This window comes from Hydrogenophaga sp. RWCD_12 (assembly GCF_046604225.1).
Taxonomy (GTDB): domain Bacteria; phylum Pseudomonadota; class Gammaproteobacteria; order Burkholderiales; family Burkholderiaceae_C; genus Hydrogenophaga.
Genome location: NZ_JBKIXC010000001.1, coordinates 905487 through 930858, shown reverse-complemented (window position 1 = coordinate 930858; position 25372 = coordinate 905487). Strand labels below are relative to the sequence as shown.

General features: G+C 64.3%; 14 protein-coding genes and 1 pseudogene. 5 read left to right on the top strand and 10 right to left on the bottom strand.

Annotated features, from left to right (window positions below):
- The first annotated feature begins 162 nt into the window (after positions 1–162).
- Positions 163–1692, top strand: a complete 1530-nt coding sequence (locus ACLIJ1_RS04435; protein WP_411364260.1) for a hypothetical protein — start codon at positions 163–165, stop codon at positions 1690–1692.
- 75 nt (positions 1693–1767) lie between these two features.
- Here ACLIJ1_RS04435 and ACLIJ1_RS04430 read toward each other — a convergent pair.
- Positions 1768–2130, bottom strand: a pseudogene (locus ACLIJ1_RS04430) (dihydrolipoyl dehydrogenase); the annotation flags it as partial.
- Between the two features lie 219 nt (positions 2131–2349).
- Here ACLIJ1_RS04430 and ACLIJ1_RS04425 point away from each other — a divergent pair.
- Entirely contained in the window at positions 2350–6861 is a 4512-nt protein-coding gene (locus ACLIJ1_RS04425) for a tetratricopeptide repeat protein (protein ID WP_411364259.1), read from the top strand.
- Between the two features lie 188 nt (positions 6862–7049).
- Here the strand turns inward: ACLIJ1_RS04425 and lpdA are convergent, their stop codons facing one another.
- Genes lpdA through aceE form a run of 3 tightly spaced genes read right to left on the bottom strand, consistent with a single transcriptional unit; the run spans position 7050 to position 13280 of the window.
- Positions 7050–8885, bottom strand: a complete 1836-nt coding sequence (gene lpdA, locus ACLIJ1_RS04420) for a dihydrolipoyl dehydrogenase (RefSeq protein WP_411364258.1) — start codon at positions 8883–8885, stop codon at positions 7050–7052.
- A 12-nt stretch (positions 8886–8897) separates the two neighbouring features.
- Positions 8898–10559, bottom strand: a complete 1662-nt coding sequence (gene aceF, locus ACLIJ1_RS04415; RefSeq protein WP_411364257.1) for a dihydrolipoyllysine-residue acetyltransferase — start codon at positions 10557–10559, stop codon at positions 8898–8900.
- 18 nt (positions 10560–10577) lie between these two features.
- Entirely contained in the window at positions 10578–13280 is a 2703-nt protein-coding gene (gene aceE / locus ACLIJ1_RS04410; RefSeq protein WP_411364256.1) for a pyruvate dehydrogenase (acetyl-transferring), homodimeric type, read from the bottom strand.
- 199 nt (positions 13281–13479) lie between these two features.
- On the opposite strand from aceE, the gene ACLIJ1_RS04405 reads away from it, so the two are divergent.
- The 3 genes from ACLIJ1_RS04405 (at position 13480) to folD (ending at position 17586) form a co-directional block, all read left to right on the top strand.
- A complete protein-coding gene (locus tag ACLIJ1_RS04405) occupies positions 13480–16038 on the top strand; it encodes a PAS domain S-box protein (protein ID WP_411364255.1) in 2559 nt (852 codons plus the stop codon).
- A complete protein-coding gene (locus ACLIJ1_RS04400; protein WP_411364254.1) occupies positions 16035–16661 on the top strand; it encodes a response regulator transcription factor in 627 nt (208 codons plus the stop codon). The genes ACLIJ1_RS04405 and ACLIJ1_RS04400 overlap by 4 nt, the downstream gene beginning before the upstream one ends.
- 73 nt (positions 16662–16734) lie before the next feature.
- Positions 16735–17586, top strand: a complete 852-nt coding sequence (folD, locus tag ACLIJ1_RS04395; protein ID WP_411364253.1) for a bifunctional methylenetetrahydrofolate dehydrogenase/methenyltetrahydrofolate cyclohydrolase FolD — start codon at positions 16735–16737, stop codon at positions 17584–17586.
- 22 nt (positions 17587–17608) lie between these two features.
- On the opposite strand, the gene ACLIJ1_RS04390 is transcribed toward folD, so the two are convergent.
- The 6 genes from ACLIJ1_RS04390 to carB all read right to left on the bottom strand — a co-directional run bounded on the left by ACLIJ1_RS04390 (position 17609) and on the right by carB (position 25365).
- Positions 17609–19075, bottom strand: coding sequence for a hypothetical protein (locus tag ACLIJ1_RS04390; RefSeq protein ID WP_411364252.1), 1467 nt, complete (start codon positions 19073–19075; stop codon positions 17609–17611).
- Positions 19072–19536 (bottom strand): DUF4149 domain-containing protein, encoded by a 465-nt coding sequence (locus ACLIJ1_RS04385; RefSeq protein WP_411364251.1) that lies wholly within the window; start codon positions 19534–19536, stop codon positions 19072–19074. Before ACLIJ1_RS04385 ends, ACLIJ1_RS04390 begins: the two co-directional genes overlap by 4 nt.
- A 10-nt stretch (positions 19537–19546) precedes the next feature.
- Positions 19547–20023 (bottom strand): transcription elongation factor GreA, encoded by a 477-nt coding sequence (gene greA, locus ACLIJ1_RS04380; protein WP_411364250.1) that lies wholly within the window; start codon positions 20021–20023, stop codon positions 19547–19549.
- A gap of 91 nt (positions 20024–20114) precedes the next feature.
- Positions 20115–20843 (bottom strand): alpha/beta fold hydrolase, encoded by a 729-nt coding sequence (locus ACLIJ1_RS04375; RefSeq protein WP_411364249.1) that lies wholly within the window; start codon positions 20841–20843, stop codon positions 20115–20117.
- A gap of 142 nt (positions 20844–20985) precedes the next feature.
- A complete protein-coding gene (locus tag ACLIJ1_RS04370) occupies positions 20986–21963 on the bottom strand; it encodes a helix-turn-helix domain-containing protein (protein ID WP_411364248.1) in 978 nt (325 codons plus the stop codon).
- A gap of 156 nt (positions 21964–22119) precedes the next feature.
- Positions 22120–25365 (bottom strand): carbamoyl-phosphate synthase large subunit, encoded by a 3246-nt coding sequence (gene carB, locus ACLIJ1_RS04365; RefSeq protein ID WP_411364247.1) that lies wholly within the window; start codon positions 25363–25365, stop codon positions 22120–22122.
- Positions 25366–25372: the final 7 nt, after the last annotated feature.

Sequence of the window (25372 nt, the reverse complement as noted above, 5' to 3'; positions counted from 1 at the left end):
TCCCACGCAAGAGCCCACCATTCCAACCAATTGGTTGACGCATTGTGTGGTGATGAAGCCGAGGGGACGTGGATACCTCCGCAACCGCATCCCGTACAGTGGCAGAAACCGCTCCTGACATTGCGATTCCGAGCAATCGTCTTGTTCAGGGCAACAGTTCCAATGTCCAACTCGTTTGTCCAAGCCGTCACGTTAACGATCTGTGCCATCCTGGTGGTGGTCCAGTTTTTTCGCTGGATGTCGACCGAGCAACGCAAGCGGCGCACCCTGATGTGGGGTGTAGGCATTGGCTTGGTGTGCCTGTCACCGCGCGTCCTGTTCTTCGACGATCAGCCGCCGAACGATCTGCAACAGACGCACGGAACGCTGCAGTCGAGCCAATACCGTTATTACAAACTGGGTCGCACTTCGGTCAGCCAACGGGCCGAGATTCGGCTCGAAGGGCATGAAACGGTGTTCGAGTACCGCGGCCCCGACCAGAAGCTGGACAGCGTCCTTCGAATCCAGGCGGTCCCGATCACCATCACGCACCGCGCAGGAAGCAGCGTCGTCTGGGGAATCGATCTGAGCGGCGCGGTGATCGACTCGCCGCAACAGCGCATCGAGAGAGACAGAGAGTTCGCCAACCTGTCCGCTCTGGCCGGGCTGGGCGCCTTGCTGATCGCATTCCTGATCGGTCGTTACGTCAGGGTTTCTCCGGACACCCCCGACAAGACGACGGTCGACGACGACGAATCACTGCCTCGCCAGCGAACCGCCACCGGCGCAGCGCCATCAGGAGTCATGTCAATCACAGACCAAGGCGCCGAACTCCCTGGCGCGTCGAAAGCCGGGGCGACAGTTCGCCTCACCCACAACACGGCGACAAGCGCAGCCTTTGCGTCTTCCGCCGAGAAATGGACGCCCGGTTGGCTTTTGGTCCAGATATTCGTTCTTCCCGCGAGCATTCTGTTCGGCATCGTGGTGACGCGGTGGGTCTGGGCCACCCAACTCCCAAAAGGCGATTTAGGGTACGGGGGGTTCCTTTTCGTCCTGCTGGGCATGTTCCTGTTCCTGGCACTGGCGGGTGTGACGCATGGCGTGCTCACCCTGGCGGCGATGCGCTTGCACTACCTGCCGAGGTTGTGCCTGCTGGTAGGTGCTTTGTCAGCCACGTACTTCGGATTCCAAATCCAAAACCGGGTCGGACCCGACAGGCCGCCCGTCAGGGCCGAAAGGGCCCCGGCCACGATCACCACGCATGAAGCTGCTGTACGACAGGAGATGGACCTCGGGCTTGAACCCACCCGGCGCCCCGAGTTGCCTGCGCCGCAGTCTTCGCCGCACCTTCAAGAATCAGTGGACAAGGTCCTGGACCACGCACCGCCGGGAACAGTCCCTCCAATGCTTGAAATGAACAGGGAATCGGGTGCGCTGAGAGTCGTCAACCACGCCACCGGCTTCGTCGATCTGCGGATGGCGTCGGTCCGCAACACGTCCGGAACCCGGGAGCGTTGTCATTGGCTCGCGCCGATCACCGCCAGTCGCTTCTCCCCCTTCGATGTGTCTGTTCGTTTGAACGCTGGGGAATCGAGACTGTTCAGCCTGGATGAAACGTGTCGGGAGCATTTTTCAGACGACACCCTGGAGTTTGTTGTCCGTGACGGGAAAGGCACCGTCCTGTTCAAGTCCGATTCGGCCTTCTACCCGTAGTCAGACGCTAGCGAAATGAACCAAGCCCCGGACAGTTTCCCGTCCGGGGCTATTGCTTCTGCGCGTGACAGCGAATTACTTCTTGCTCGGCGGCAGGTCGGTACACGAATCGTGCGCCACCTCCGCCGCCATGCCGATGCTCTCGCCCAGCGTGGGGTGCGGGTGGATGGTCTTGCCGATGTCCACGGCGTCGGCGCCCATCTCGATGGCCAGCGCGATCTCGCCGATCATGTCTCCGGCGTGCGTGCCGACCATGCCGCCGCCCAGGATCTTGCCGTGGCCATGGGCCTCGGGCGAGTCGTCGAACAGCAGCTTGGTGAAGCCTTCGTCGCGGCCGTTGGCAATCGCGCGGCCCGAGGCCGTCCAGGGGAACAGGCCCTTCTTGACCTTGATGCCCTGGGCCTTGGCCTGGTCCTCGGAGAGGCCCACCCAGGCCACACTTAGGCCAGAACCTTTCTCGATGGCAAGATTTGCGCCTTGACCAACATCCAATGGACTCAAGTTTTGACCTGAGTCAGTTGCGAATTCAGCACTCATAGCGATTTGGCTCAATCTGCACTTTGCATCGCTGACACACTGCTTTCTCTAGCAACAGATGCACCTGCTTCAAACTAGTCCCCACATATGAGCTCAACTACAACAAAGCCGTTCACTCTGGTGGCCTTTGCCACCGCCTGGGGGCCGAAGTTTGGAGGCATCAATGCCTTCAACATGGATCTGCTGCAGGCCATCGCTGCAGCACACTGGCAGCGGTTGCGCGTGATCTGCGTCGTCGCGGCATGTGATGAAGCAGATGTACAAACCGCATTGACCCAAGACCAAGTCACATTGATCAACCTTGGGCTTTCAACTGGGGCGATGGGTCATGAGCATGTCCCTCTGGTGAAGTCGAAACTGGACGCGCTCGATTTTTCGGACACCGTTTGGCTGGGCCACGACCGCATTACCGGGGCCATTGCAAACGCCATGGCCGCTGAGTATGGCGGCCGCTCTGCGCTCATTCACCACATGAGCTACGACCACTACGAGTCGTTTGCTGAAAGCAGCCGGACAGCGGCGGAAAAACAGAGATTGCAGAAAAGCCTATTTGAAGTTGCCACTGTGCGCATGGCTGTAGGCCCGTTGCTGCGCGATGCACTGGCAGACATGCTTGATGTGCCCAGTTCCGAGATCCCGATGCTTGTTCCTGGCTTGGCGGAGATCGAGGTCAAGAAGCACCATAGGAAGTTCGTCGCTTTCATCAGCGGGCGGCTGGACGCTGGGGCGAGAAAAATCAAACAAGCGCAGCTTGGGTTGGCCGGATTTGCCCACGCCGTGCATCAGTGCGATCGCACTGCTGGCCTGCCCGACAGCCTGAAGGGTGCGGGGGAACCGAAGATTCTGCTTCGCGGCATCGACATGGAAGTACCCGCGGACCCCGGCTTCGCCGATGCCGAGCAAGAGCTCAGAGCGTTCGCTGAGGCTCATGCCCATCGCGCCATCAATCTCCAAGCGCTGCCCTATTGCCACAACCGGCAAGAGCTGTTTAACGAACTGCGCACCGCAAGCGTCTGCCTGATGCCCTCTTGGCACGAAGGATTTGGCTTGGTTGCTTGGGAGGCCATTGCGGCGGGCGTGCCATTGATCCTGAGCCAGAAAAGCGGTGTCTATCAATTGCTCAAGCAGAAGCATCTCGAACAATGGGTGCAGCCCCTTGATATCAAAGGCAGTCACCTACCCCCTTACTTCACAGAGGACGACAAGCAAGCCACCGCCGATGCCTTGATACAAGTTGCACAGCATCCGGAAAAATTTCATGAAAAAGCCCATTTGCTGAGAGCACAACTGCTGAACGAATACACATGGCGCAACGGAGCTGATGCGTTTGCTCAGGAACTAGGCTGGCAAGCACCGAACATAGCTCCGAGCGCGGCGGCCCCCATCAGCCCCGATGGCCCCACACTGGCCACCCCCACTGCCCACCCCTTTTCCCAATGGCTAGAGCAACCCCGGCCGCAGTGGAGCGCTCACGCTGGGCTCCACCCCAGCCAGCTGTTGCGGGCGGAAGAAGCGTTGGTCCCTTTTGCACCGGAATCCGAGCCCTTCCTAGATGAGCAGATGACATGGGCCACAGTCATCGACTACCCCATCGGGGTGCGACTGCTTACTGGCGAGGGCGGTACAGGCAAGACTAGGCTGGCCCTAGAGCTGTGCGAGCGCCTACGCCAACAGGGCTGGAACAGCGGCTTTTTGCGGCACAACCTCCAGCCCCGCGAGGCAGCCACAGTGGCGAATGAGCTCGGTAGGGCCGAGCGCCCCGTCTTGATCGTCTTGGACTACGCAGAAACACGAAGCCTCCAACTTCTGGAGCTGCTGGCCCAGGCCTTGACGCTGCCGAGCAAACACAAGGTACGCCTCCTGCTCCTGGCGCGCAGCAGCGGCGACTGGTGGGGGCAATTGCCAGGTATCGACGCACGCTGTGAATCCCTGCTTGACGGTGCCGCCACCACAGGCCCCTACCCTGTGCCCACGCTGTATGACACTCCCTCGCAGCGGCAAGTCGCTTTTGCACAAGCCTTGCGCGCCTTTGCATCTGTGTTGCATTGTGCCGCCCCAGACATACAACCCGATTTGCATGCCACCGCCTATGGCAAGCCCCTGTACCTGCACATGGCCGCACTTCTGGCCCTGCTGGGCGAACGCCAGGCTTCTGCCGGAGCGTTGCCTTTGGCCCTGGTGCGTCACGAGCAGCGTTACTGGCACAAAGCCACCGGCACCCCTTCGAACGAAAGCAGTTGCGCGCTGCTCATGAGCTTGGTCACACTGAGCGGCCCCGCAGCCCGCCCCAGAGACCTTGAGCCTCTCTGGCGTTCTGTCGAGGGCGAGGCCGCTCAGCTCAAGCCTCTGTTCAACGCACTGGCGCCGCTATACCCCGAAACCCAAGGTCTGGGTGGCCTACGCCCAGACCTGCTGGGCGAAGCACTGGTCGCACAGCAATTGCTGGGCACGCACGGCGCGGCCATCTTGGCTGCAGTACTGGGAAAGGTCGTCACTGAGGCACAACGTCTTCACGCGCTTACTGTCTTGTCGCGCCTGCTGCGATACCGCTCCGACCTGACCCAATTGGTCGAAGACGCCTTGGCCGCGCACTTTGCAGCGTGCGCCAAAGGGATGGTCAAGGTCACCGTGCAAACCCCCAGCCCCCTGCCCCAGGTGGCCGAGGCCAGCTTCAAACATCTGTCGAACGCCCAAAAGCTCCAGGTTGCGGGTCTGCTGGAAAGTGACTTCAAGGACGATGTGTTGCCCTTGGGCGGTCTTGAACTGCTGATTCGTCAGACCTTGAGCGACCAGGCCCAAAAGCGGTGCGAATCCGCCAAAAGGCCTAGCGTGGACGACTGGGAAAGGTGGGGAGGAGCCTTGCTGAATTTGGGCACGGCGCACAACCAGGTTGGTGACAACAACAACGCGCTTGCATACACCCGTATGTCGGTCGAAAAATTAGAGCCGCTAGCACATAGCCAGCTCGAACGCGTTGGTCCCACTTGGGCTATGGCGCTAAGCAACTACGCCAACTTCCTGGCCGAGGACGGGCAACACGCCGAGGCGCTCAAGCGGGGCAAGCAGGCCCTAGACATTCGGGAACGGCTGGCCAAGGCCAAACCCGAGCTCTTTGAGCCTGATTGGGCCATGTCACTAAACAACTACGCCAATCGTCTGGCCGATGACGGGCAACACACCGAGGCGCTCAAGCGGGGCAAGCAGGCCTTGGACATTCGGGAACGGCTGGCCAAGGCCAAACCCGAGCTCTTTGAGCCCGATTGGGCCACGTCGCTAAGCAACTACGCTAGCCATTTGGCCGATGACGGCCAACATACCGAGGCGTTCAAGCATGCCAAGCTCGCGCTGGACATTCACGAACGGCTGGCCCAGGCCAAGCCCGAGCGCTTTGAGCCCGATTGGGCGGCTTCTCTGAACAACTACGCCAATTTGCTTGCCGATGACGGCCAACACACTGAGGCACTCAAGCACGCCAAGCTCGCGCTGGACAGTCGGGAACGGCTGGCACAGGCCAAGCCCGAGCGCTTTGCGCCAGATTGGGCCATGTCGCTGAACAACTACGCCAGTTTGCTAGCCGATGACGGCCAACACACCGAGGCGCTCAACCACGCCAAGCTCGCGCTAGACATTCACGAACGGCTGGCCCAAGCCAAGCCAGAGCGCTTTGAGCCCGATTGGGCCACGTCGCTGAACAACTACGCCAATTTGCTAGCCGATGACGGCCAACACACCGAGGCGCTCAACCACGCCAAGCTCGCGCTGGACATTCACGAACGGCTTGCCCAAGCCAAGCCAGAGCGCTTTGAGCCCGAATGGGCCATGTCGCTGCACAACTACGCCAATCGCTTGGCCGATGAAGGCCAACTCACTGAGGCACTTAAGCACGCCAAGCTCGCGCTGGACATTCACAAACGGCTGGCACAGACCAAGCCAGAACGCTTTGAGCCCGAATGGGCCATGTCGCTGCACAACTACGCCAATCGCTTGGCCGATGAAGGCCAACTCACTGAGGCACTTAAGCACGCCAAGCTCGCGCTGGACATTCACAAACGGCTGGCACAGACCAAGCCAGAACGCTTCGAGCCAGTTTGGGCCACGTCCCTGAACAGCTTAGCCAATGTCTTAGCCGATATCGGCCAACTCAGCGAGGCGTTCAAGCACGCAAACCTCGCGCTGGACATTTGGGAACGACTGGCCATCGAACGCTCAGCTCGCTACCAAGTCGATGCCGACAATGCTCAGCTGCTCACAGCGCTTCTTGCATGGCTTGCGGGAAATGGCAACCTGGTCCTAGCGGCGAACTGGGAGCCCGAAGTAGACGATCCTCACTCACAGAGGCCCAACCGCTTTTTCAGGGCCGCGCTACTGTCTTTGGCCGCCCAGGATGGCATTGCGGCTTTGTCCGCGCTGGACGATGCCTGGCTAGCCTGGGGAAGCATGTCTGGCGCACAACATGTTCACTGGGAACAGATCTACTTGCTGGCTTGCGCATGGGCAAATCACCATGGCAGCCTGCCACCGGACATGGCCCAGTACCAACAGCAGCTCGAACGGCTGCGCATGCGGCGAAGGGGACACCTGCCTGCGTGGATGGTCCGGGCAGCGGAGCTTAAAGGCTTTGTGCTGGAGTAGCGTGGCTGGAGGGGCTTCAACCTGCTGAGAAGGGCCGGGTGGAGAGGTGCCTGCCAACGCTTGCAGCGCGTGCAGGCGGCTGCCCGGTTCGTCGAGTGGACCTTGGGTCAATCGCGTCCAGTTCGCGTAGAAAAGCCCCGGACAGTTTCCCGTCCGGGGCTTCTGTTTTCAGCAGGCGCTGAAGCCGCTTATTTTTTGCTCGGCGGCAAGTCGGTACAAGACCCGTGCGCCACTTCTGCCGCCATGCCGATGCTCTCGCCCAGCGTGGGGTGCGGGTGGATGGTCTTGCCGATGTCCACGGCGTCGGCGCCCATCTCAATGGCCAGCGCGATCTCGCCGATCATGTCGCCGGCGTGGGTGCCCACGATGCCACCGCCCAGGATCTTGCCGTGGCCATGGGCCTCGGGCGAGTCGTCGAACAGCAGCTTGGTGAAGCCTTCGTCGCGGCCGTTGGCGATGGCGCGGCCCGAGGCCGTCCACGGGAACAGGCCCTTCTTGACCTTGATGCCCTGCGCCTTGGCCTGGTCCTCGGTGAGGCCCACCCAGGCCACCTCGGGGTCGGTGTAGGCCACGCTGGGGATCACGCGGGCGTTGAAGGCGGCCGCGGCCAGTTCCTTGTTGCCCTGCAGTTCACCGGCGATGACTTCCGCCGCCACGTGCGCTTCGTGCACCGCCTTGTGCGCCAGCATGGGTTGGCCCACGATGTCGCCGATGGCGAAGATGTGCGGCACGTTGGTGCGCATCTGGATGTCGACGTTGATGAAACCGCGGTCGGTCACGGCCACGCCGGCCTTGTCGGCGGCGATCTTCTTGCCGTTGGGCGTGCGGCCCACGGCCTGCAGCACCAGGTCGTAGGTGCCTTCGCTCTTGGTGCCATCGAGGCCCTCGAACTGCACCTTGATGCCCTCGGGCGTCGCCGTCGCTCCGACGGTCTTGGTCTTCAACATGATGTTGTCGAAGCGACCCTTGTTCATCTTCTCCCAGACCTTGACCAGGTCACGGTCGGCGCCCTGCATCAGGCCGTCCATCATCTCGACCACGTCCAGGCGAGCGCCCAGCGTGCTGTACACCGTGCCCATCTCCAGGCCTATGATGCCGCCGCCGACGATGAGCATCTTCTTGGGCACACCCTGCAGCGCCAGCGCACCGGTGGAGTCCACCACACGCGGGTCATTGGGCATGAAGGGCAGGCGCACCGCCTGCGAGCCGGCAGCGATGATGCACTTCTTGAAGGCCACGACCTTCTTGGTGCCCGTCTTTTCCTGGCCCGTGCCGGTGGTCTCTTCCACTTCGACGTGGTTGGGGCCGACGAAGGCGCCGTAGCCGCGCACGGTGGTGACCTTGCGCATCTTGGCCATGGCCGCCAGGCCACCGGTCAGCTTGCCGATGACCTTTTCCTTGTGGGCGCGCAGCTTGTCCACGCTGACCGTGGGCTTGCCAAACTCCACGCCCAGGTCGCCAAGGTGCGAGACCTCGTCCATGATGGCGGCCACGTGCAGCAGCGCCTTGGACGGGATGCAACCCACGTTCAGGCAAACGCCGCCCAGCTGGGCATAGCGCTCGACGATCACGACCTTCAGGCCCAGGTCCGCGGCGCGGAACGCGGCCGAGTAGCCGCCAGGGCCAGCGCCCAGCACCAGCACGTCACATTCGATGTCGGCCGAGCCGCCGAAGCTGGCGGCCGTTGGTGCCACCTCCGGAGCAGCGGCGGGAGCAGCCACGGGCGCAGCAGCAGCCGCGGGAGCTGGTGCGGGTGTTGTAGCCGGCGCGGGAGCAGCCGCAGCGCCCTCCGCGTCCAGCACCAGCACCACCGAGCCTTCGCTGACCTTGTCGCCCAGCTTGACCTTGAGCTCTTTCACCACGCCGGCGTGCGACGAGGGGATCTCCATCGAGGCCTTGTCGGACTCGACGGTGATGAGGCTCTGCTCGGCCTTGACGGTGTCGCCCGGCTTGACCAGCAGTTCGATGACCGCGACCTCGTCGAAGTCGCCGATGTCGGGAACCTTGATGTCCATGAGTGCCATGTTCCGGTTCCTTTACAGCAGCACGCGACGGAAGTCGCCGAGGATCTGGCCGAGGTAGGCGTTGAAGCGGGCCGCAGCGGCGCCGTCGATCACGCGGTGGTCCCAGGTCAGGCTCAGAGGCAGCATCAGGCGCGGCACGAACTGTTTGCCGTCCCACACCGGTTCCATCTGGCTCTTGCAGACGCCCAGGATGGCGACTTCGGGCGCGTTGATGATGGGCGTGAAGTAGCGCCCGCCGATGCCGCCCAGGCTGGAGATGGTGAAGGTGGCGCCGGACATGTCGGCCGGACCGAGCTTGCCGTCGCGCGCCTTCTTGGCCAGCTCACCCATTTCCTGGCTGATCTGCAGCACGCCCTTCTTGTCGGCGTCCTTGATGACCGGAACGACCAGGCCGTTCGGGGTGTCGGCGGCAAAACCGATGTGCCAGTACTGTTTGTAGACCAGCGAGTCGCCGTCCAGCGAGCTGTTGAACTCGGGGAACTTCTTGAGTGCAGCGACGGAAGCCTTGATCAGGAAGGCCAGCATGGTCACCTTGACGCCGCTCTTCTCGTTTTCCTTGTTGGTGGAAACGCGGAAGGCTTCGAGGTCGGTGATGTCGGCGTCGTCGTGGTTGGTGACGGCCGGGATCATGATCGCGTTGCGCAACAGGTTGGCGCCGCTGATCTTCTTGATGCGGCCCATCTCCTTGCGTTCGATCGGGCCGAACTTGGCGAAGTCGACCTTGGGCCAGGGGATCAGGCCCAGCTCGGAGCCGCCACCGCCGGTCGATGCAGGCGCCTTGGCGGCCTGCGCCTTGGTCTGCAGGCTGCCTGCCATGACCGACTTGGTGAAGGACTGGATGTCGTCGGCCGTGATGCGGCCCTTCAGGCCGGAGCCCTTGACTTCGTCCAGCGGCACACCCAGTTCGCGGGCGAACTTGCGCACCGACGGCGAAGCGTGCGGCAAGCCCAGTGCGGGCGTACCGGTGGGGTTGTGCGCAGGTGCGGCGGCCGGAGCCGACACCGCGGCAGCGGCCGGAGCGGCCACGGCTGCAGCGGCGGGCGCAGCCACAGGCGCGGCAGCAACCGCTGCCGGAACCGCAGCCCCCGCAGCGCCTTCCAGGATCGCCAGCAAGTCACCGATGTTGACCTTGTCGCCGACCTTGACCTTGAGTTCCTTGAGCACCCCGGCGTGCGAAGACGGGATCTCCATCGAAGCCTTGTCGGACTCGACAGTGATCAGGCTCTGCTCGACCTTGACGGTGTCGCCAGGCTTGACGAACACCTCGATGACCGCGACGTCCTTGAAGTCGCCGATGTCGGGCACGCGCACTTCGACCGGGCCTGAAGCAGGTACAGCTGCGGGCGCAGCGGCCAGTGCAGCAGCCGGAGCGGCCGCGACAGGTGCCGGCGCGGCAGCGGCAGGCGCTGCAGCAGGCGCGGGCGCAGCGGCCTCACCGGCAGCTTCCACCAGCAGCACCACCGAACCCTCTTTCACCTTGTCGCCCAGCGCCACGCGCAGCTCTTTCACCACGCCTGCGGTGCTGGACGGGATTTCCATCGAGGCCTTGTCGGACTCGACCGTGATCAACGACTGCTCGGCCTTCACGGTGTCACCCACCTTGACCAGCAGTTCGATGACCGCCACTTCGTCGAAGTCGCCGATGTCCGGGACTTTCACTTCAACCAGTGCCATGTTCTTGTCTCCGGAAAATTAAGCGTAGAGCGGGTTGACCTTGTCGGTCTTGATGCCGTACTTCTTGATCGCTTCGGCGACCTTGGCCATCGGCAGCTTGCCTTCGTCGGCCAGCGAGCGCAGTGCGGCGACCACGATGTAGTGGCGGTTGATCTCGAAGTGCTCGCGCAGCTTGCTGCGGAAGTCGCTGCGGCCAAAGCCGTCGGTGCCCAGCACCTTGTAAGAGCGGCCCTTGGGGATGAAGGGTCGGATCTGCTCGGCGTAGTTCTTCATGTAGTCGGTCGAGGCGACCACCGGGCCGGCGTGCTTTTCCAGCTGCTGCGCCACGAAGGACGTGCGCTGCGGCTCGGTCGGATGCAGCATGTTGAAACGCTCGGCGTCCTGACCGTCGCGGGTCAGTTCGTTGAAGCTCGGGCAGCTCCACACGTCGGCCTGCACGCCCCAGTCGGTCGCCAGCAGCGCCTGCGCAGCGATCGACTCGCGCAGGATGGTGCCGGAGCCCAGCAGCTGCACGCGCTTGTCGCCTTCGGCGCCCGGCTTGCACAGGTACATGCCCTTGATGATCTGCTCTTCCGTGCCGGCGGTCAGGCCGGGCATGGCGTAGTTCTCGTTGAGCAGGGTCAGGTAGAAATACACGTTGTCCTGCTTCTCCACCATGCGCTTGAGGCCGTGGTGCAGGATCACGCCGACTTCGTGCGCGAAGGTCGGGTCGTAGCTGATGCAGTTCGGGATCGTGCCGGCCAGGATGTGGCTGTGGCCGTCTTCGTGCTGCAGGCCTTCGCCGTTCAGGGTCGTGCGACCCGACGTGCCGCCCAGCAGGAAGCCACGCGCCTGCATGTCGCCGGCCGCCCAGGCCAGATCGCCGATGCGCTGGAAGCCGAACATCGAGTAGTACACGTAGAACGGCACCATGATGCGGTTGGACGTGCTGTACGAGGTGGCCGCCGCAATCCAGCTGCTCATGCCGCCGGCTTCGTTGATGCCTTCCTGCAGGATCTGCCCGGCCTTGTCTTCCTTGTAGTACATGACCTGGTCCTTGTCGACCGGGGTGTACTGCTGACCAGCGGGGTTGTAGATGCCGACCTGGCGGAACAGGCCTTCCATGCCGAAGGTGCGGGCCTCGTCCACCAGGATGGGCACCACGCGCGGGCCCAGGGCCTGGTCGCGCAGCAGTTGCGTCAGGAAGCGCACATAGGCTTGCGTGGTGGAGATCTCGCGGCCCTCGGCGGTGGGCTCCAGCACGGCCTTGAAGGTGTCGAGCGAGGGCACGGTGAAGCTCTCGTCGGCCTTCACGCGGCGCTTTGGCAGGTAGCCGCCCAGGGCCTTGCGGCGCTCGTGCAGGTACTGCATTTCCGGGGTGTCGTCGGCCGGCTTGTAGAACGGAATCTTCGCCAGTTCGCTGTCGGGGATCGGCAGGTTGAAGCGGTCGCGGAAGTACTTGATGTCCTCGTCGGTCAGCTTCTTGGTCTGGTGGACGGTGTTCTTGCCTTCACCGGCCTTGCCCATGCCGAAGCCCTTGACCGTCTTGATCAGCAGCACGGTCGGCTGACCCTTGTGGTTCACGGCCTGGTGGTAGGCGGCGTAGACCTTCTGCGGGTCGTGGCCACCGCGGCGCAGGTTCCAGATGTCGTCGTCGCTCATGTGCGAGACCAGTTCCAGCGCCTTGGGATCGCGGCCGAAGAAATGCTTGCGCACGTAGGCACCGTCGTTGGCCTTGAACGCCTGGTAGTCACCGTCCAGCGTCTCCATCATGATCTTGCGCAGCGCGCCGTCCTTGTCGCGCGCCAGCAGCGGGTCCCAGTTGGACCCCCACAGCAGCTTGATCACGTTCCAGCCGGAACCGCGGAATTCGCCTTCGAGTTCCTGGATGATCTTGCCGTTGCCGCGCACCGGGCCGTCCAGGCGCTGCAGGTTGCAGTTCACCACGAAGATCAGGTTGTCGAGGTTTTCGCGCGCGGCCAGGCTGATGGCGCCCAGCGACTCGACCTCGTCCATTTCGCCGTCGCCGCAGAACACCCAGACCTTGCGGTTCTCGGTGTTGGCGATGCCGCGGGCGTGCAGGTACTTCAGGAAGCGCGCCTGGTAGATCGCCATCAGCGGGCCCAGGCCCATCGAGACGGTCGGGAACTGCCAGAACTCGGGCATCAGCTTGGGGTGCGGGTAGCTCGACAGGCCCTTGCCGTCCACTTCCTGGCGGAAGTTCAGCAACTGCTCTTCGGTCAGGCGGCCTTCGAGGTAGGCGCGGGCGTAGACGCCGGGCGACACGTGGCCCTGGATGTACAGGCAGTCGCCGCCGTGGTTCTCGGATTCGGCGTGCCAGAAGTGGTTGAAGCCGGCGCCGAACATGTGGGCCAGCGAGGCGAACGAACCGATGTGACCGCCCAGGTCACCACCGTCTTCGGGGTTGTGGCGGTTGGCCTTGACGACCATCGCCATCGCGTTCCAGCGCATGTACGCGCGCAGGCGCTCTTCGATCTCGATGTTGCCGGGGCAGCGGGCCTCTTCGGTCGTCTCGATGGTGTTGACGTAGCCGGTGTTGGCCGAGAACGGCATGTCGATGCTGTTCTGGCGGGCTTCTTCGAGCAGTTGTTCGAGCAGGAAGTGGGCGCGTTCGGGGCCCTCTTTTTCGATGACAGCGGCCAGCGCTTCCATCCATTCGCGGGTTTCCTGGGCATCGATATCGCCGGCACCACGGCCATTGAGAGCGTCTGACGCTGACATGTTTGTCTCCTAAGGTGTGAATTCATCTGCAAAGCTGTTTTCGCAGTGTCCGGGATTTTTCCACACAACGCCGCCAATTTCAATATGTGCTTTCACTTTTTATATTGTGAACTTTTGAAATATCATTTCTGTAGCATTTGACGCGCTCGGGACGGTGCCGAAATCCGTTTTTCCGGGGGCCAGCCGTACACTCGAACCAATGAATTCCGCACCCGATCCACAGGCTTTGCAAGAGACCGGCAGCTCTCCGCTGGCCCGCTGGAGGCGCTGGTGGCGCCGCCTGCCGCCGTCGAGGCAGGACCGTTTCGTCACCCTGGCACCGCTGCTGTCGGTGCTGCTGTTCCTCGCCGCCATCGTGGTGGCCATCACCTACCTGCGCTACGAGGAACTCGACCGCGAGCAGGAAGCCGTAACGCGCGATGTCGAGTACGCGCAGCAGCGCCTGCGCCTGCGGTTGCTGGAGCGGCAGGAGCAGCTCATGCGCCTGGCGCGCGAGGTGGACAACAAGGAGATCAACACCGAGGAGTTCGCCTTCCAGGCCGAGACCCTGATCAGCCAGTTTCCCGAGCTGCAGGCCATCAGCTGGGTCGACGCGCGCCGCTCCGTGCAGGCCAGCTACGCCTCGCCCAGTGCGCCCGCCGCACTGCTGCGCGCCCAGGGCAGCACCCTCACCACTGGCGACACCGACGGTTCTTTTGAACTGGCGCGCGACCTGCGTCAGCCAGTCTATTCGCGCCCGCTCGGCGATGAGCCGAGACTGGCCACGCTGCTGCTGCAGGTGCCGCTGGCCGAGCAGGGACGGTTTGCCGGCACGGTGATGGGCGAGTACTCGGTCGACGGCCTCATGCGATTCGGCCTGCCACCGGAAGTGATGTCGCGCTACGCGGTGGCGCTGATGGACGACCGCGGACGGGTCCTGGCCGGCAACCTGCAGACGCCCAGCTCGGTGCTGCGCCTGCTGCCCTGGTCGGCGCAGGCGCTGGAGCACGAGGTGCCGGTCTCGCCCGTCGGCAATGGCCTGATCCTCAAGGCGCAGGGCTACCGCACCTCGCAGGACATCGTCGGCAACGGCTTCTTCTGGGTCATCGGCGCTCTGTCGGCCCTCACGGTCTGGATGCTGCTAGGCACCTGGCGGCACACCCGCAAGCGCGTGCAGACGCAACAGGCACTGGTGTCCGAAACCAACTTCCGCCGCGCCATGGAAAACTCCATGCTCACCGGCATGCGGGCGCTGGACATGCAGGGCCGCATCACCTATGTGAACCCGGCCTTCTGTTCGATGACCGGCTGGACCGAGAGCGAGCTGGTCGGCCGCACCGCGCCCTTCCCCTACTGGCCCGACGACGACCACGACCAGCTGGCGGCGAGGCTGGAAGACGAGCTCAGCGGCCGCTCGACACCCGGTGGCTTCGAGGTGCGCGTGCGGCGGCGCGACGGCAGCATCTTCGACTCGCGCATGTACGTCTCGCCGCTGATCGACCCCAAGGGTCACCAGACCGGCTGGATGACCTCGATGACCGACATCACCGAGCCCAAACGCATCCGCGAGGAACTGTCGGCGTCGTACGAGCGCTTCACCACCGTGCTGGAATCGCTCGATTCCGCGGTGTCGGTCGCGCCGCTGGGCAGCGATGAAATGCTGTTCGCCAACAAGATGTACCGGCTGTGGTTCGGCACCCGCGGCCAGGGTCACCGGCAACTGGTCGACCTCACCGGCACCCAGCCCACGCCAGCCCCGGACAACGGCGATGCGGTCGACGCCTTCGCCGGCATGCCCACCGACACGCTGACCGATGCCGGCTCGGAAAACGCCGAAGTGTTTGTCGAAGAGCTGGACCGCTGGCTCGAAGTCCGCACCCGTTACCTGACCTGGGTCGACGGGCGCCTGGCGCAGATGGTGATCGCCAGCGACATCACGCCGCGCCGCAACGCCGAAGAACAGGCGGCCCGCCAGGCCGAACGCGCGCAGACCGCCAGCCGCCTGATCACCATGGGCGAGATGGCCTCCAGCGTGGCGCACGAACTCAACCAGCCGCTGACCGCGATCAGCAACTACTGCAACGGCATGATCTCGCGCCTGAAGGAACAGCGCATCACCGAAGACGACATGCTGGCGGCGCTGGAGAAAACCGCGAAGCAGGCCCAGCGCGCCGGCCAGATCATCCAGCGCATCCGCGCCTTCGTGAAGCGCAGCGAGCCCAACCCGATGCCGTCCGACGTGGCGCAGATGGTGAGCAACGCGATCGAACTGGCCGACATCGAACTGCGGCGCCAGCAGGTGCGGCTCTCCCCCTACGTCGCCGCGCGCCTGCCCAGCCTGATGGTGGACCCGATCCTGATCGAGCAGGTGCTGATCAACCTGCTCAAGAACGCGGGCGAGGCGATCGCGCAGGCGGGCCGCCCGCCAGGCGAGCGTTACATTGAAATGCGCGTCGGGCCGCGCCGGCTCGACGACCAGGAAGTGGTCGAGTTCTCGGTGCGCGATTCGGGCAACGGCGTGCCGGCCGAAATGATTGAGCGCATCTACGAAGCGTTCTACTCGACCAAGAGCGAAGGCATGGGCATCGGCCTCAAGCTGTGCCGCAGCATCGTCGAGTCGCACCATGGCCGGATGCAGGTGCAGAACATCTACAATGGGGATGAAGTGGTGGGCTGCTGCTTCTCCTTCTGGATCCCGGTGCATTCGCGCCTGAAACCGGAGACCGAACCTGCAGCGTCTGCCGCGACGCCGTTGACGGACATGGAAAGAGCGAGATGAGTTTGATTCCCAAAAAAGGCACCGTCTATGTCGTCGATGACGACGAAGCCGTGCGCGACTCCCTGCAATGGCTGCTCGAGGGCAAAGACTACCGGGTGCGGTGCTTTGAATCCGCCGAGGCCTTCCTCAGCCGCTACGACGCGCGCGAAGTGGCCTGCCTGATCGCCGACATCCGCATGGGTGGCATGAGCGGCATGGAACTGCAGGAAAAGCTGATCGAGCGCCAATCCCCCCTGCCCATCGTCTTCATCACCGGCCACGGCGACGTGCCGATGGCGGTCGAGTCGATGAAGAAAGGCGCGCTGGACTTCATCCAGAAGCCGTTCAAGGAAGACCAGCTGGTGCTGCTGGTCGAGCGCATGCTGGAAACCGCCAAGGAAGCCTTCGCGACCCACCAGCAGGCCGCCAGCCGCGATGCTCTGCTCTCCAAGCTCACCGGCCGCGAGGCACAGGTGCTCGAACGCATCGTCGCCGGTCGCCTGAACAAGCAGATCGCCGACGACCTGGGCATCAGCATCAAGACGGTGGAAGCGCACCGTGCCAACATCATGGAGAAGCTGGGCGCCAACACCGTGGCCGACCTGCTCAAGATCGCCCTGGGACAGACACCCGCGAAGGCCTGAACCGACAACCCCCATCCTTGACGCCCGCCGACACCGGCGGGCGTTTCCGTTTCCACCTACTGCCCGCACCACCATGACCGCCCAACTCATCGACGGCAACGCCCTTTCCAAACAACTGCGCGCCGACGTGGGTGCCCGCGTGACCGCGCTCAAGGCCAAGGGCATCACGCCTGGTCTGGCGGTGATCCTGGTCGGCGACAACCAGGCCTCGCAGGTCTATGTGCGCAACAAGGTCAAGGCCTGCGAAGACACGGGCATGCACTCGGTGCTGGAGACTTGGCCCGCGACCATGACCGAAGCCGAGCTGCTGGCCCGGGTGGACGCGCTGAACAACGACGCCAGCATCCACGGCATCCTGGTGCAGCTGCCGCTGCCGCCGCACATGAACGCTCAGCGCGTGATCGAGGCCATCTCGCCCAACAAGGACGTGGACGGCTTCCACATCGCCAGCGCGGGCGCGCTGATGACCGGCCTGCCGGGCTTCTGGCCCTGCACGCCGTATGGCTGCATGAAGATGCTGGAGAGCATCGGCTACGACCTCAAGGGCAAGCACGCCGTCGTGATCGGTCGCAGCAACATCGTGGGCAAGCCCATGGCCATGATGCTGCTGCAGCAGAACGCCACCGTGACCATCTGCCACAGCGGCACCAAAGACCTGAAGGCCATGACCCTGCAGGCCGACGTGATCGTCGCCGCGGTGGGCAAACGCAATGTGCTGACCGCCGACATGGTCAAGCCCGGCGCGGTGGTGCTGGACGTGGGTATGAACCGCAACGACGAAGGCAAGCTCTGCGGCGACGTCGACTTCGCGGGCACCAAGGAAGTTGCCGGCTACATCACCCCGGTGCCCGGCGGTGTCGGACCCATGACGATCACCATGCTGATGGTCAACACGCTGGAATCGGCCGAGCGCAACCTGCGCTGACCGCCTAGCGCTGCAGGTTCGCTCAGGGAGCCTGCAGCACCTCGCAGGGGTGCGGGTAGACCTTCAGGAACGGCGAGTCGTCGCCACCGGCCGCGAACGGTCCCGACGCCTGCTCGGCCAGCATCTGCCAGGTGCCCGGCTCACCCATCCAGACCTCCTGGAAGGTCTTGAATCCGTCCAGCGCCTTGACCCGCTCACTGGCAGCATCAAAGTCGCGCGACGGGCGGTAGTTTTCCAGCCAGCACAGCTTCATCGACGCGTAGTACCGCGACTGCAGCCAGGCCTGCCGGGTCTCCGGCACCAAACGCACCGTGAACAGCAGCAACACGACGAGGAGCACCGGCGCCATGCGCTGACGGAATCGCATGAGCAGCAGCACGACCGCTGCCACGCCCGGCATCATCAGCGCTGTGTAACGCGAGGCGGTCGCCGCCGCCACCCCCAGCTGCACGCGACCGTACGCGGTCAGCAGCGCAAACGCGAGACTGCAACCGATCAGGATCAGACAGATCTCGAACAGCCGGCGATCGCCGGGCGCCTGCGCATCCGCATCCGCATCCACACCCGTGCCTGGCGCCGTCAGCGCCTTGAGCGAACGCAGCGCCCCGATCACCAGTGCACCCAACACCAGGGCACCCACGGGATACAGCAGCCAGCGCGGCGCGCGGTGCAGCATCAGCGTGAAGTGGCTGAACATCGCCACCATGAAATGCAGGTAGTCCAGCGGGTTGGGCTGCATCGCCTCGAAGCCGTCGGCGGCGACCACGAAGTGGTAGTCCTGCAGGAACAGGCCCATGGAAACCGCGCTGGCCGCCAGCAAGAACATCGCCTGCCAGCGTCCGGCGCCGTCCGCGCGCCAGACCTGCAGCAGCAAAACTACGACGATGGCCGGGATCGCCGTGATCCCGAATCCGGTGAAGGTCAGGCCCAGGATCAGGACCGACAACACTGCCAGACGCGCCAGCCCCAGCGGCCACAACCAGACATTGGCCGCCAGCATCAGCAGCAGCAGGGGAAAGATGCTGTGCGAGGCGTTCGGCGCCACCGTCATGGTTTCGAAGGTGCAGACACCCCAGAACACCAGCAGCAGGATCGCGTCCCACAGGCTCCAGGGTCCGGGCACCAGTTGCCGACGCAGGCGCAACACCAGCAGGCCCGCAACCAGCTGCTCCACGACCATCACGAGGCTGTCGAGCCGCACGCTCCAGTGGCTGAAGTGGTATGCCGGCAGCATGAATGCAAAGCTCAGGCCCTGCCGGTGCGGGCCGTGCTGCCAGCGGAACGCGGTCAGCACATCGCTCCACTGGAAACCGTCTTCGAGCGAGCGCAGCACCGCCCACTGGTCCGAGAACGGCACATTGACCGACATCAGCCAGGTCAGGCCGATCAGGCGGGCCGCCAGCAAGACCCCAAGCAGCAGCAGGATCGCGTGCACCCACCGTGCCGGCACCCGCTCCGGCAACGAAGGGAGTGCACGCCAGCGGCTCATGGTCGTCCGGCGCGACCGATCAGGCGCCACAGCACCGCAGAGGCACACAGCCACTGCCCCAGCACCAGCACCGTTCCGAGGCTGTGCCAGACGCGCAGATTGCCGCCGGTCGCTCGTGCGCTCACGATCTTCTGCGCCACACCGCACTCTTGCAGCATCGCCAGCAAGACCGCAAATGCGACCAGCGCCATCGTGACGAGCAGTCCGCGCAGGGCCGCCACCGTTTGCGGCGACGCGTCGGCCGGCAGCGAGGAACGCTGGCGGCGCAGCACCAGCATCAACAAGGCGCCCAGCGCCATGCCGGCCCAGCATTGCAGGGAGAAGATGCGCGCTGCCACGGGACCGGCGATGGCCGGATTGCCCAGCGTCGCAAAGATGGTCGGCACGGCGACGAAGCTCATCCCGGCGATGCCGCCCCACCAGAGGGCGGCGATGAAGACCGGCAGGCGGTGCAGCGGCATATGCGCCGGATCAGACGTAACGCACGGCCACGATTTCGAAGCGGCGCGTGCCGCCCGGGGTCTGCACCTCGGCGGTGTCGCCCTCTTCCTTGCCGATCAGCGCACGCGCGATCGGGCTGCTGATGTTGACCAGGCCCTGCTTGAGGTCGGCCTCATCTTCGCCCACGATCTGGTAAGTCATCTCGTTCCCGCTGTCTTCGTCGGACAGCTCAACGGTGGAGCCAAACACCACCCGGCCACCCGCGTCCAGCGTCGACGGATCGATCACCTGCGCGGCCGAGAGCTTGCCCTCGATCTCGGCGATGCGGCCTTCGATGAAGCCCTGGCGCTCCTTGGCCGCGTCGTAGTCGGCGTTTTCGCTGAGGTCACCCTGCGCCCGTGCTTCGGCGATCGCCTGGATCACGCCAGGACGGTCCACGGTCTTGAGCCGGTGCAGCTCGGTCTTGAGCATTTCGGCACCGCGTTTGGTGATGGGATAGGTGGACATGGGCAAACTCCGGGATCGGCAAAAAGCAAACCGCCGAGCGTTTCCGGTCGGCGGCCATTGGCGCGAAATTATGCCCTGAATCCCTGCCTGCTCAGTCCCGCCCGGCGCGCTCGATCGCATCGGCCAGCCGCTGCGGATCGGTGAAGCACAGTTCGTGGCTGCCGGCGCATTCGACCAGCCGGAACAGACCCAGCTTTTCCGACAGCCGCGGGTGCCAGGGCAGGCTGTGCGGCAACGCCGTGTCCTGCTGGCAATTGATGTAACTCTTGCCAATGGTCATGGCGGCCAGCGGTGTCGAAAGCTTCGCCTTGTCAGTGAAAGTCTTGTTGGGGTGTGGGTTGAGCAGGCCGAAGGCCTTCTCGGCCAGCGCCGCATCCGCATCGTTGATGAAGGCTTCGCGCCAGATCGGGTACGGCAGCATCACGGCACCATTGTTCGCCGCGGCGATGCCATCGAACAGCGCCACATAGTGTGGCGGCACCAGGTCATTGAGGCTCTCGCCGTCCAGTGGCACGAAGGCGTTCCAGTAGATCAGGCGGCGAATGCGGTGTCCGACCTGGTCGGCCGCATGGCTGATCACCATGCCGCCGTAGCTGTGGCCCATCAGGCGCACGTCCTTCAGGTCGTGCTGATTGAGGTAGTCGACCAGCGAACCGGCTGCCTCGGCCAGCCCGGTCGTGCTGCGGTCGTCGCCCGGACGGTTGCCCGCCAGCGTCGGGCAATGGACGGTGTGTCCCTTGTCGCGCAGGTGCTGCGCGACGGGCTCCATCAGTTCGCCGGTGTGCCAGGCACCGTGGACCAGAACATAGGTATCGGCCATGAATGTCTCCTAGGGATGGGTTTACAGAATGGCGGCCATTTGCCGCACAACCGCCAATCTAGAAGCCCATCAAGGGGAAAAATCGCCGATTTGCGCCAGCGGCTTCGCCGGAATGCGCCAATCCCGCGGACCGTTCCGGAGATCAGTCGCCGCGCCGCGCCCGCACCCAGCGCAGCGGCGTCTGGCCGAAGGCGCGCTGGAAATCGCGCGCGAAATGGGAGGCGTCGGTGTAGCCGCAGCGCAGGCCGATGTCCGACATCGCCAGTCCGGCCAGCCTGGGCTGTGACAGCAAGGAGCGCGCACGCTCCATGCGTAGCTGGCGCCAGCGCCCGGCCACCGTCTCACCCGCGTCGGTGAACGCGCGGTGCAGGGTGCGCAGTGACACGCCCAGTTCGGCGGCCAGATCGGCCGCGCGCCAGCCTGGCTGATCCAGGCGTTCGAGCATGCTCTGCTGCGCCTTCTGGTGCAGCGCCTGGAGCGGCCTGGGCTGTCGATCCGGAGACACTGGTTCCAGCGCCGCCGTCAGCAAGGTACCAAACTGGCTCTCCAGCCAGTCGGGTGCCATCTGCAGCGCCAGTTCGGGCTGCCGACCCAGTTGCAGGCAGAGGGCGGACAACATCGCGCCCCAACCCTGCTCACGGTGAGCCACCCGCGCAGCCGCGGTGTCCACGGTCTGCAACCACTGGCCCACCCAGGCCCGGGGCATCTGCACCGACAAGCACCCCACCGAATGCGGGAAATGCAGCTCGTATGGCTGCACCGCATCGACCAGCACCGCATCGCCGGGCCGCAGATGCAACGTGTGACCGCCCTGCTTCACGTGCCACGCGTGTTCAGTCTGGGTGATCAAGTAGAACGGCTGGGAGCGGCTGCGCGCGATGGCGGCGGGTGTGCGGTAGACGTCCTGGGTCGATGCGCGGACGCGGTTCACCGCCAGCTGCGTCAGCGGCAAGTGGGTCAGTTCGCCGTCGAAACAGTCGGCCGCCCGCGAGCTGCAATCCATTTCGAGAAAGGCCTCGCAGATGGCACCCACCCAGTAGTCCAGGCGCTCAGGCGCACGCGCCTGCGCGGTCGTCCATTCGCGCAGACGGTAAGCAGAGGCTGAAAGCACAGCGGGCATGGACGCAATCTAGCGACCATGCCCGCCGGGGACAAGAGGAAAAGCACCAGCGCCGCAGCTGCGCATGGGGCCAGACGGGCCAGCCGCCGGGCCGCCCCCAAGGCTGGCCCAGCCCCCTCGGGGGGCAGCGACCCGCGCAGCGGTGGAGCGTGGGTGCTACAGCTGCGCGTGCATTTCCTGCACCGAGATCACGCCCAGGCTGTTCATGTGCTTCATGCCTTCGACGGCCGCTTCGGCGCCCGAGATGGTCGTGAAGGTGGTCACACGGGCCAGCAGGGCCGAAGTGCGGATCTGGCGCGAATCGGCGATCGCGTTGCGGCGCTCTTCGACCGTGTTGATGACCAGGGCGATCTCGCCGTTCTTGATCATGTCCACGATGTGCGGGCGGCCTTCGGTCACCTTGTTCACGGTAGCCACCGGCACGCCGGCGGCCAAGATCGCAGCGGCGGTGCCGCGGGTGGCGACCAGCTCGAAGCCCATGCCATGCAGCTCGCGGGCCACAGCAACGGCGCGCGGCTTGTCGCCGTTCTTGACCGTGAGGAACACCTTGCCCGAAGTCGGCAGCTTGGTGCCGGCGCCCAGCTGGCTCTTGACGAAGGCTTCGCCGAAGGTCTTGCCCACGCCCATGACTTCGCCGGTCGACTTCATCTCGGGACCGAGGATGGTGTCAACGCCCGGGAACTTCACGAACGGGAACACGGCTTCCTTGACGCTGAAGTACGGCGGGTTCACTTCCGCGCCGATACCTTGCTGGTCCAGCGTCTGGCCGGCCATGCAGCGCGCGGCCACCTTGGCCAGCTGGATGCCCGTGGCCTTGGAGACGAAGGGCACCGTGCGCGAGGCGCGCGGATTCACTTCGAGCACGTAGATCACGTCCTTGCCGTCGACCTCCTGGATCGCGAACTGCACGTTCATCAGGCCGACCACCGACAGGCCTTCGGCCATTGCCGCAGTCTGGCGCTTGAGTTCGTCCACCGTGGCCTTGGACAGGTAGTACGGCGGCAACGAGCAGGCAGAGTCGCCCGAGTGCACGCCGGCCTGTTCGATGTGTTCCATCACGCCGCCGATGAAGACGCGGCCCGAGGCGTCGCGCACGGCGTCGACGTCGCACTCGATGGCGTCGTTCAGGAAGCGGTCCAGCAGCACCGGCGAGTCGTTGCTCACCTTGACGGCTTCGCGCATGTAGCGCTCCAGGTCGCGCTGCTCGTGCACGATTTCCATCGCGCGTCCGCCCAGCACATAACTGGGGCGCACCACAAGCGGGTAGCCCAGGGCCGAGGCTTTTTCCAGCGCTTCGGGTTCGGCGCGCGCGGTGGCGTTGGGCGGCTGGCGCAGGCCCAGGTCATGCAGCAGTTTCTGGAAGCGCTCGCGGTCTTCGGCCGCGTCGATCATGTCGGGTGTGGTGCCGATGATCGGCACGCCGTTGGCCTCCAGGCCGAGCGCGAGCTTGAGCGGCGTCTGGCCGCCGTACTGAACGATCACGCCGACGGGCTTTTCCTTGTCGACGATTTCCAGCACGTCTTCCAGCGTCAGCGGCTCGAAGTACAGGCGGTCGCTGGTGTCGTAGTCGGTCGATACGGTTTCCGGGTTGCAATTGACCATGATGGTCTCGTACCCGTCTTCGCGCATCGCCAGCGCAGCGTGCACGCAGCAGTAGTCGAACTCGATGCCTTGGCCGATGCGGTTGGGACCACCGCCCAGCACCATAATCTTCTTGTTGTTCGTCGGCTCGGCCTCGCACTCGCCGTCTCCGTGACCTTCGTAGGTCGAGTACAGGTAGGCTGTGTCGGTGGCGAACTCGGCGGCGCAGGTGTCCACACGCTTGTAGACCGGGCGCACATTGAACAGCTTGCGGCGCTCGCGCACGGCGGCGTCGGTGGTCTGCAGCAGCTTGGCCAGACGGCGGTCAGAGAAGCCCTTCTTCTTCAGGCCACGCAGTGTGTCGGCATTGATCGCGTCCAGACTGGTCTTCTCCAGCTGCAGCTCGATCTTCACGATCTCTTCGATCTGGATCAGGAACCACTTGTCGATCTTGGTGAAGTGGTGCACCTCGTCCAGCGTCCAGCCAGCGGCGAAGGCATCGCCCACGTACCAGATGCGCTCGGGACCGGGCTCGCCCAGTTCACGTTCCAGGATCTCGCGGTCCTGGGTCTTTTCGTTCATGCCGTCGACGCCGACTTCCAGGCCGCGCAGGGCCTTCTGGAACGACTCCTGGAAGGTGCGACCCATGGCCATCACCTCGCCCACCGACTTCATCTGTGTCGTCAGGCGGCTGTCGGCGGTCGGGAATTTCTCGAAGGCGAAACGCGGGATCTTGGTCACCACGTAGTCGATCGAGGGCTCGAACGACGCAGGCGTGGCGCCGCCAGTGATCTCGTTGCGCAGCTCGTCCAGCGTGTAGCCAACGGCCAGCTTGGCCGCGACCTTGGCAATCGGGAAACCGGTGGCCTTTGAAGCCAGCGCCGAGGAACGCGAAACGCGCGGATTCATCTCGATCACGACCATGCGGCCGTCGGCCGGGTTGATCGAGAACTGCACGTTGGAGCCGCCGGTGTCCACACCAATCTCGCGCAGCACGGCCAGCGAGGCGTTGCGCAGGATCTGGTATTCCTTGTCGGTCAGCGTCTGGGCCGGGGCCACGGTGATCGAGTCGCCGGTGTGCACACCCATCGGGTCCAGGTTCTCGATCGAGCAGACGATGATGCAGTTGTCCGCTTTGTCGCGCACCACTTCCATCTCGTACTCTTTCCAGCCGAGCAGCGATTCTTCGATCAGCAGCTCGTTGGTCGGCGAAGCTTCCAGGCCGCGCTTGCAGATGGTTTCGAACTCTTCCGGGTTGTAGGCAATGCCTCCGCCGGTGCCGCCCAGCGTGAAACTAGGGCGGATCACGGTCGGGAAGCCAGTCATTTTCTGGACGGTCCAGGCCTCTTCCATGCTGTGGGCGATGCCCGAGCGCGCGGAGCCCAGACCGATCTTGGTCATGGCGTCCTTGAACTTCAGGCGGTCTTCGGCCTTGTCGATGGCTTCGGGCGTGGCACCGATCAGCTCGACCTTGTACTTGTCGAGCACGCCGTTGCGCCACAGGTCCAGCGCGCAGTTCAGCGCAGTCTGGCCACCCATGGTTGGCAGGATGGCAAAGCCGCCAGCGGTCAGCGGACGCTCCTTGGCGATGATCTTCTCGACCGTCTGCCAGGTGATGGGCTCGATGTAGGTGACGTCGGCCGTGGCCGGGTCGGTCATGATGGTGGCGGGGTTGCTGTTGATCAGCACCACCTTGTAGCCCTCTTCGCGCAGCGCCTTGCAGGCCTGCACGCCGGAGTAGTCGAACTCACAGGCCTGGCCGATGATGATCGGGCCGGCGCCGATGATGAGGACGGTCTGGATGTCTGTTCTTTTGGGCATGGGTTCG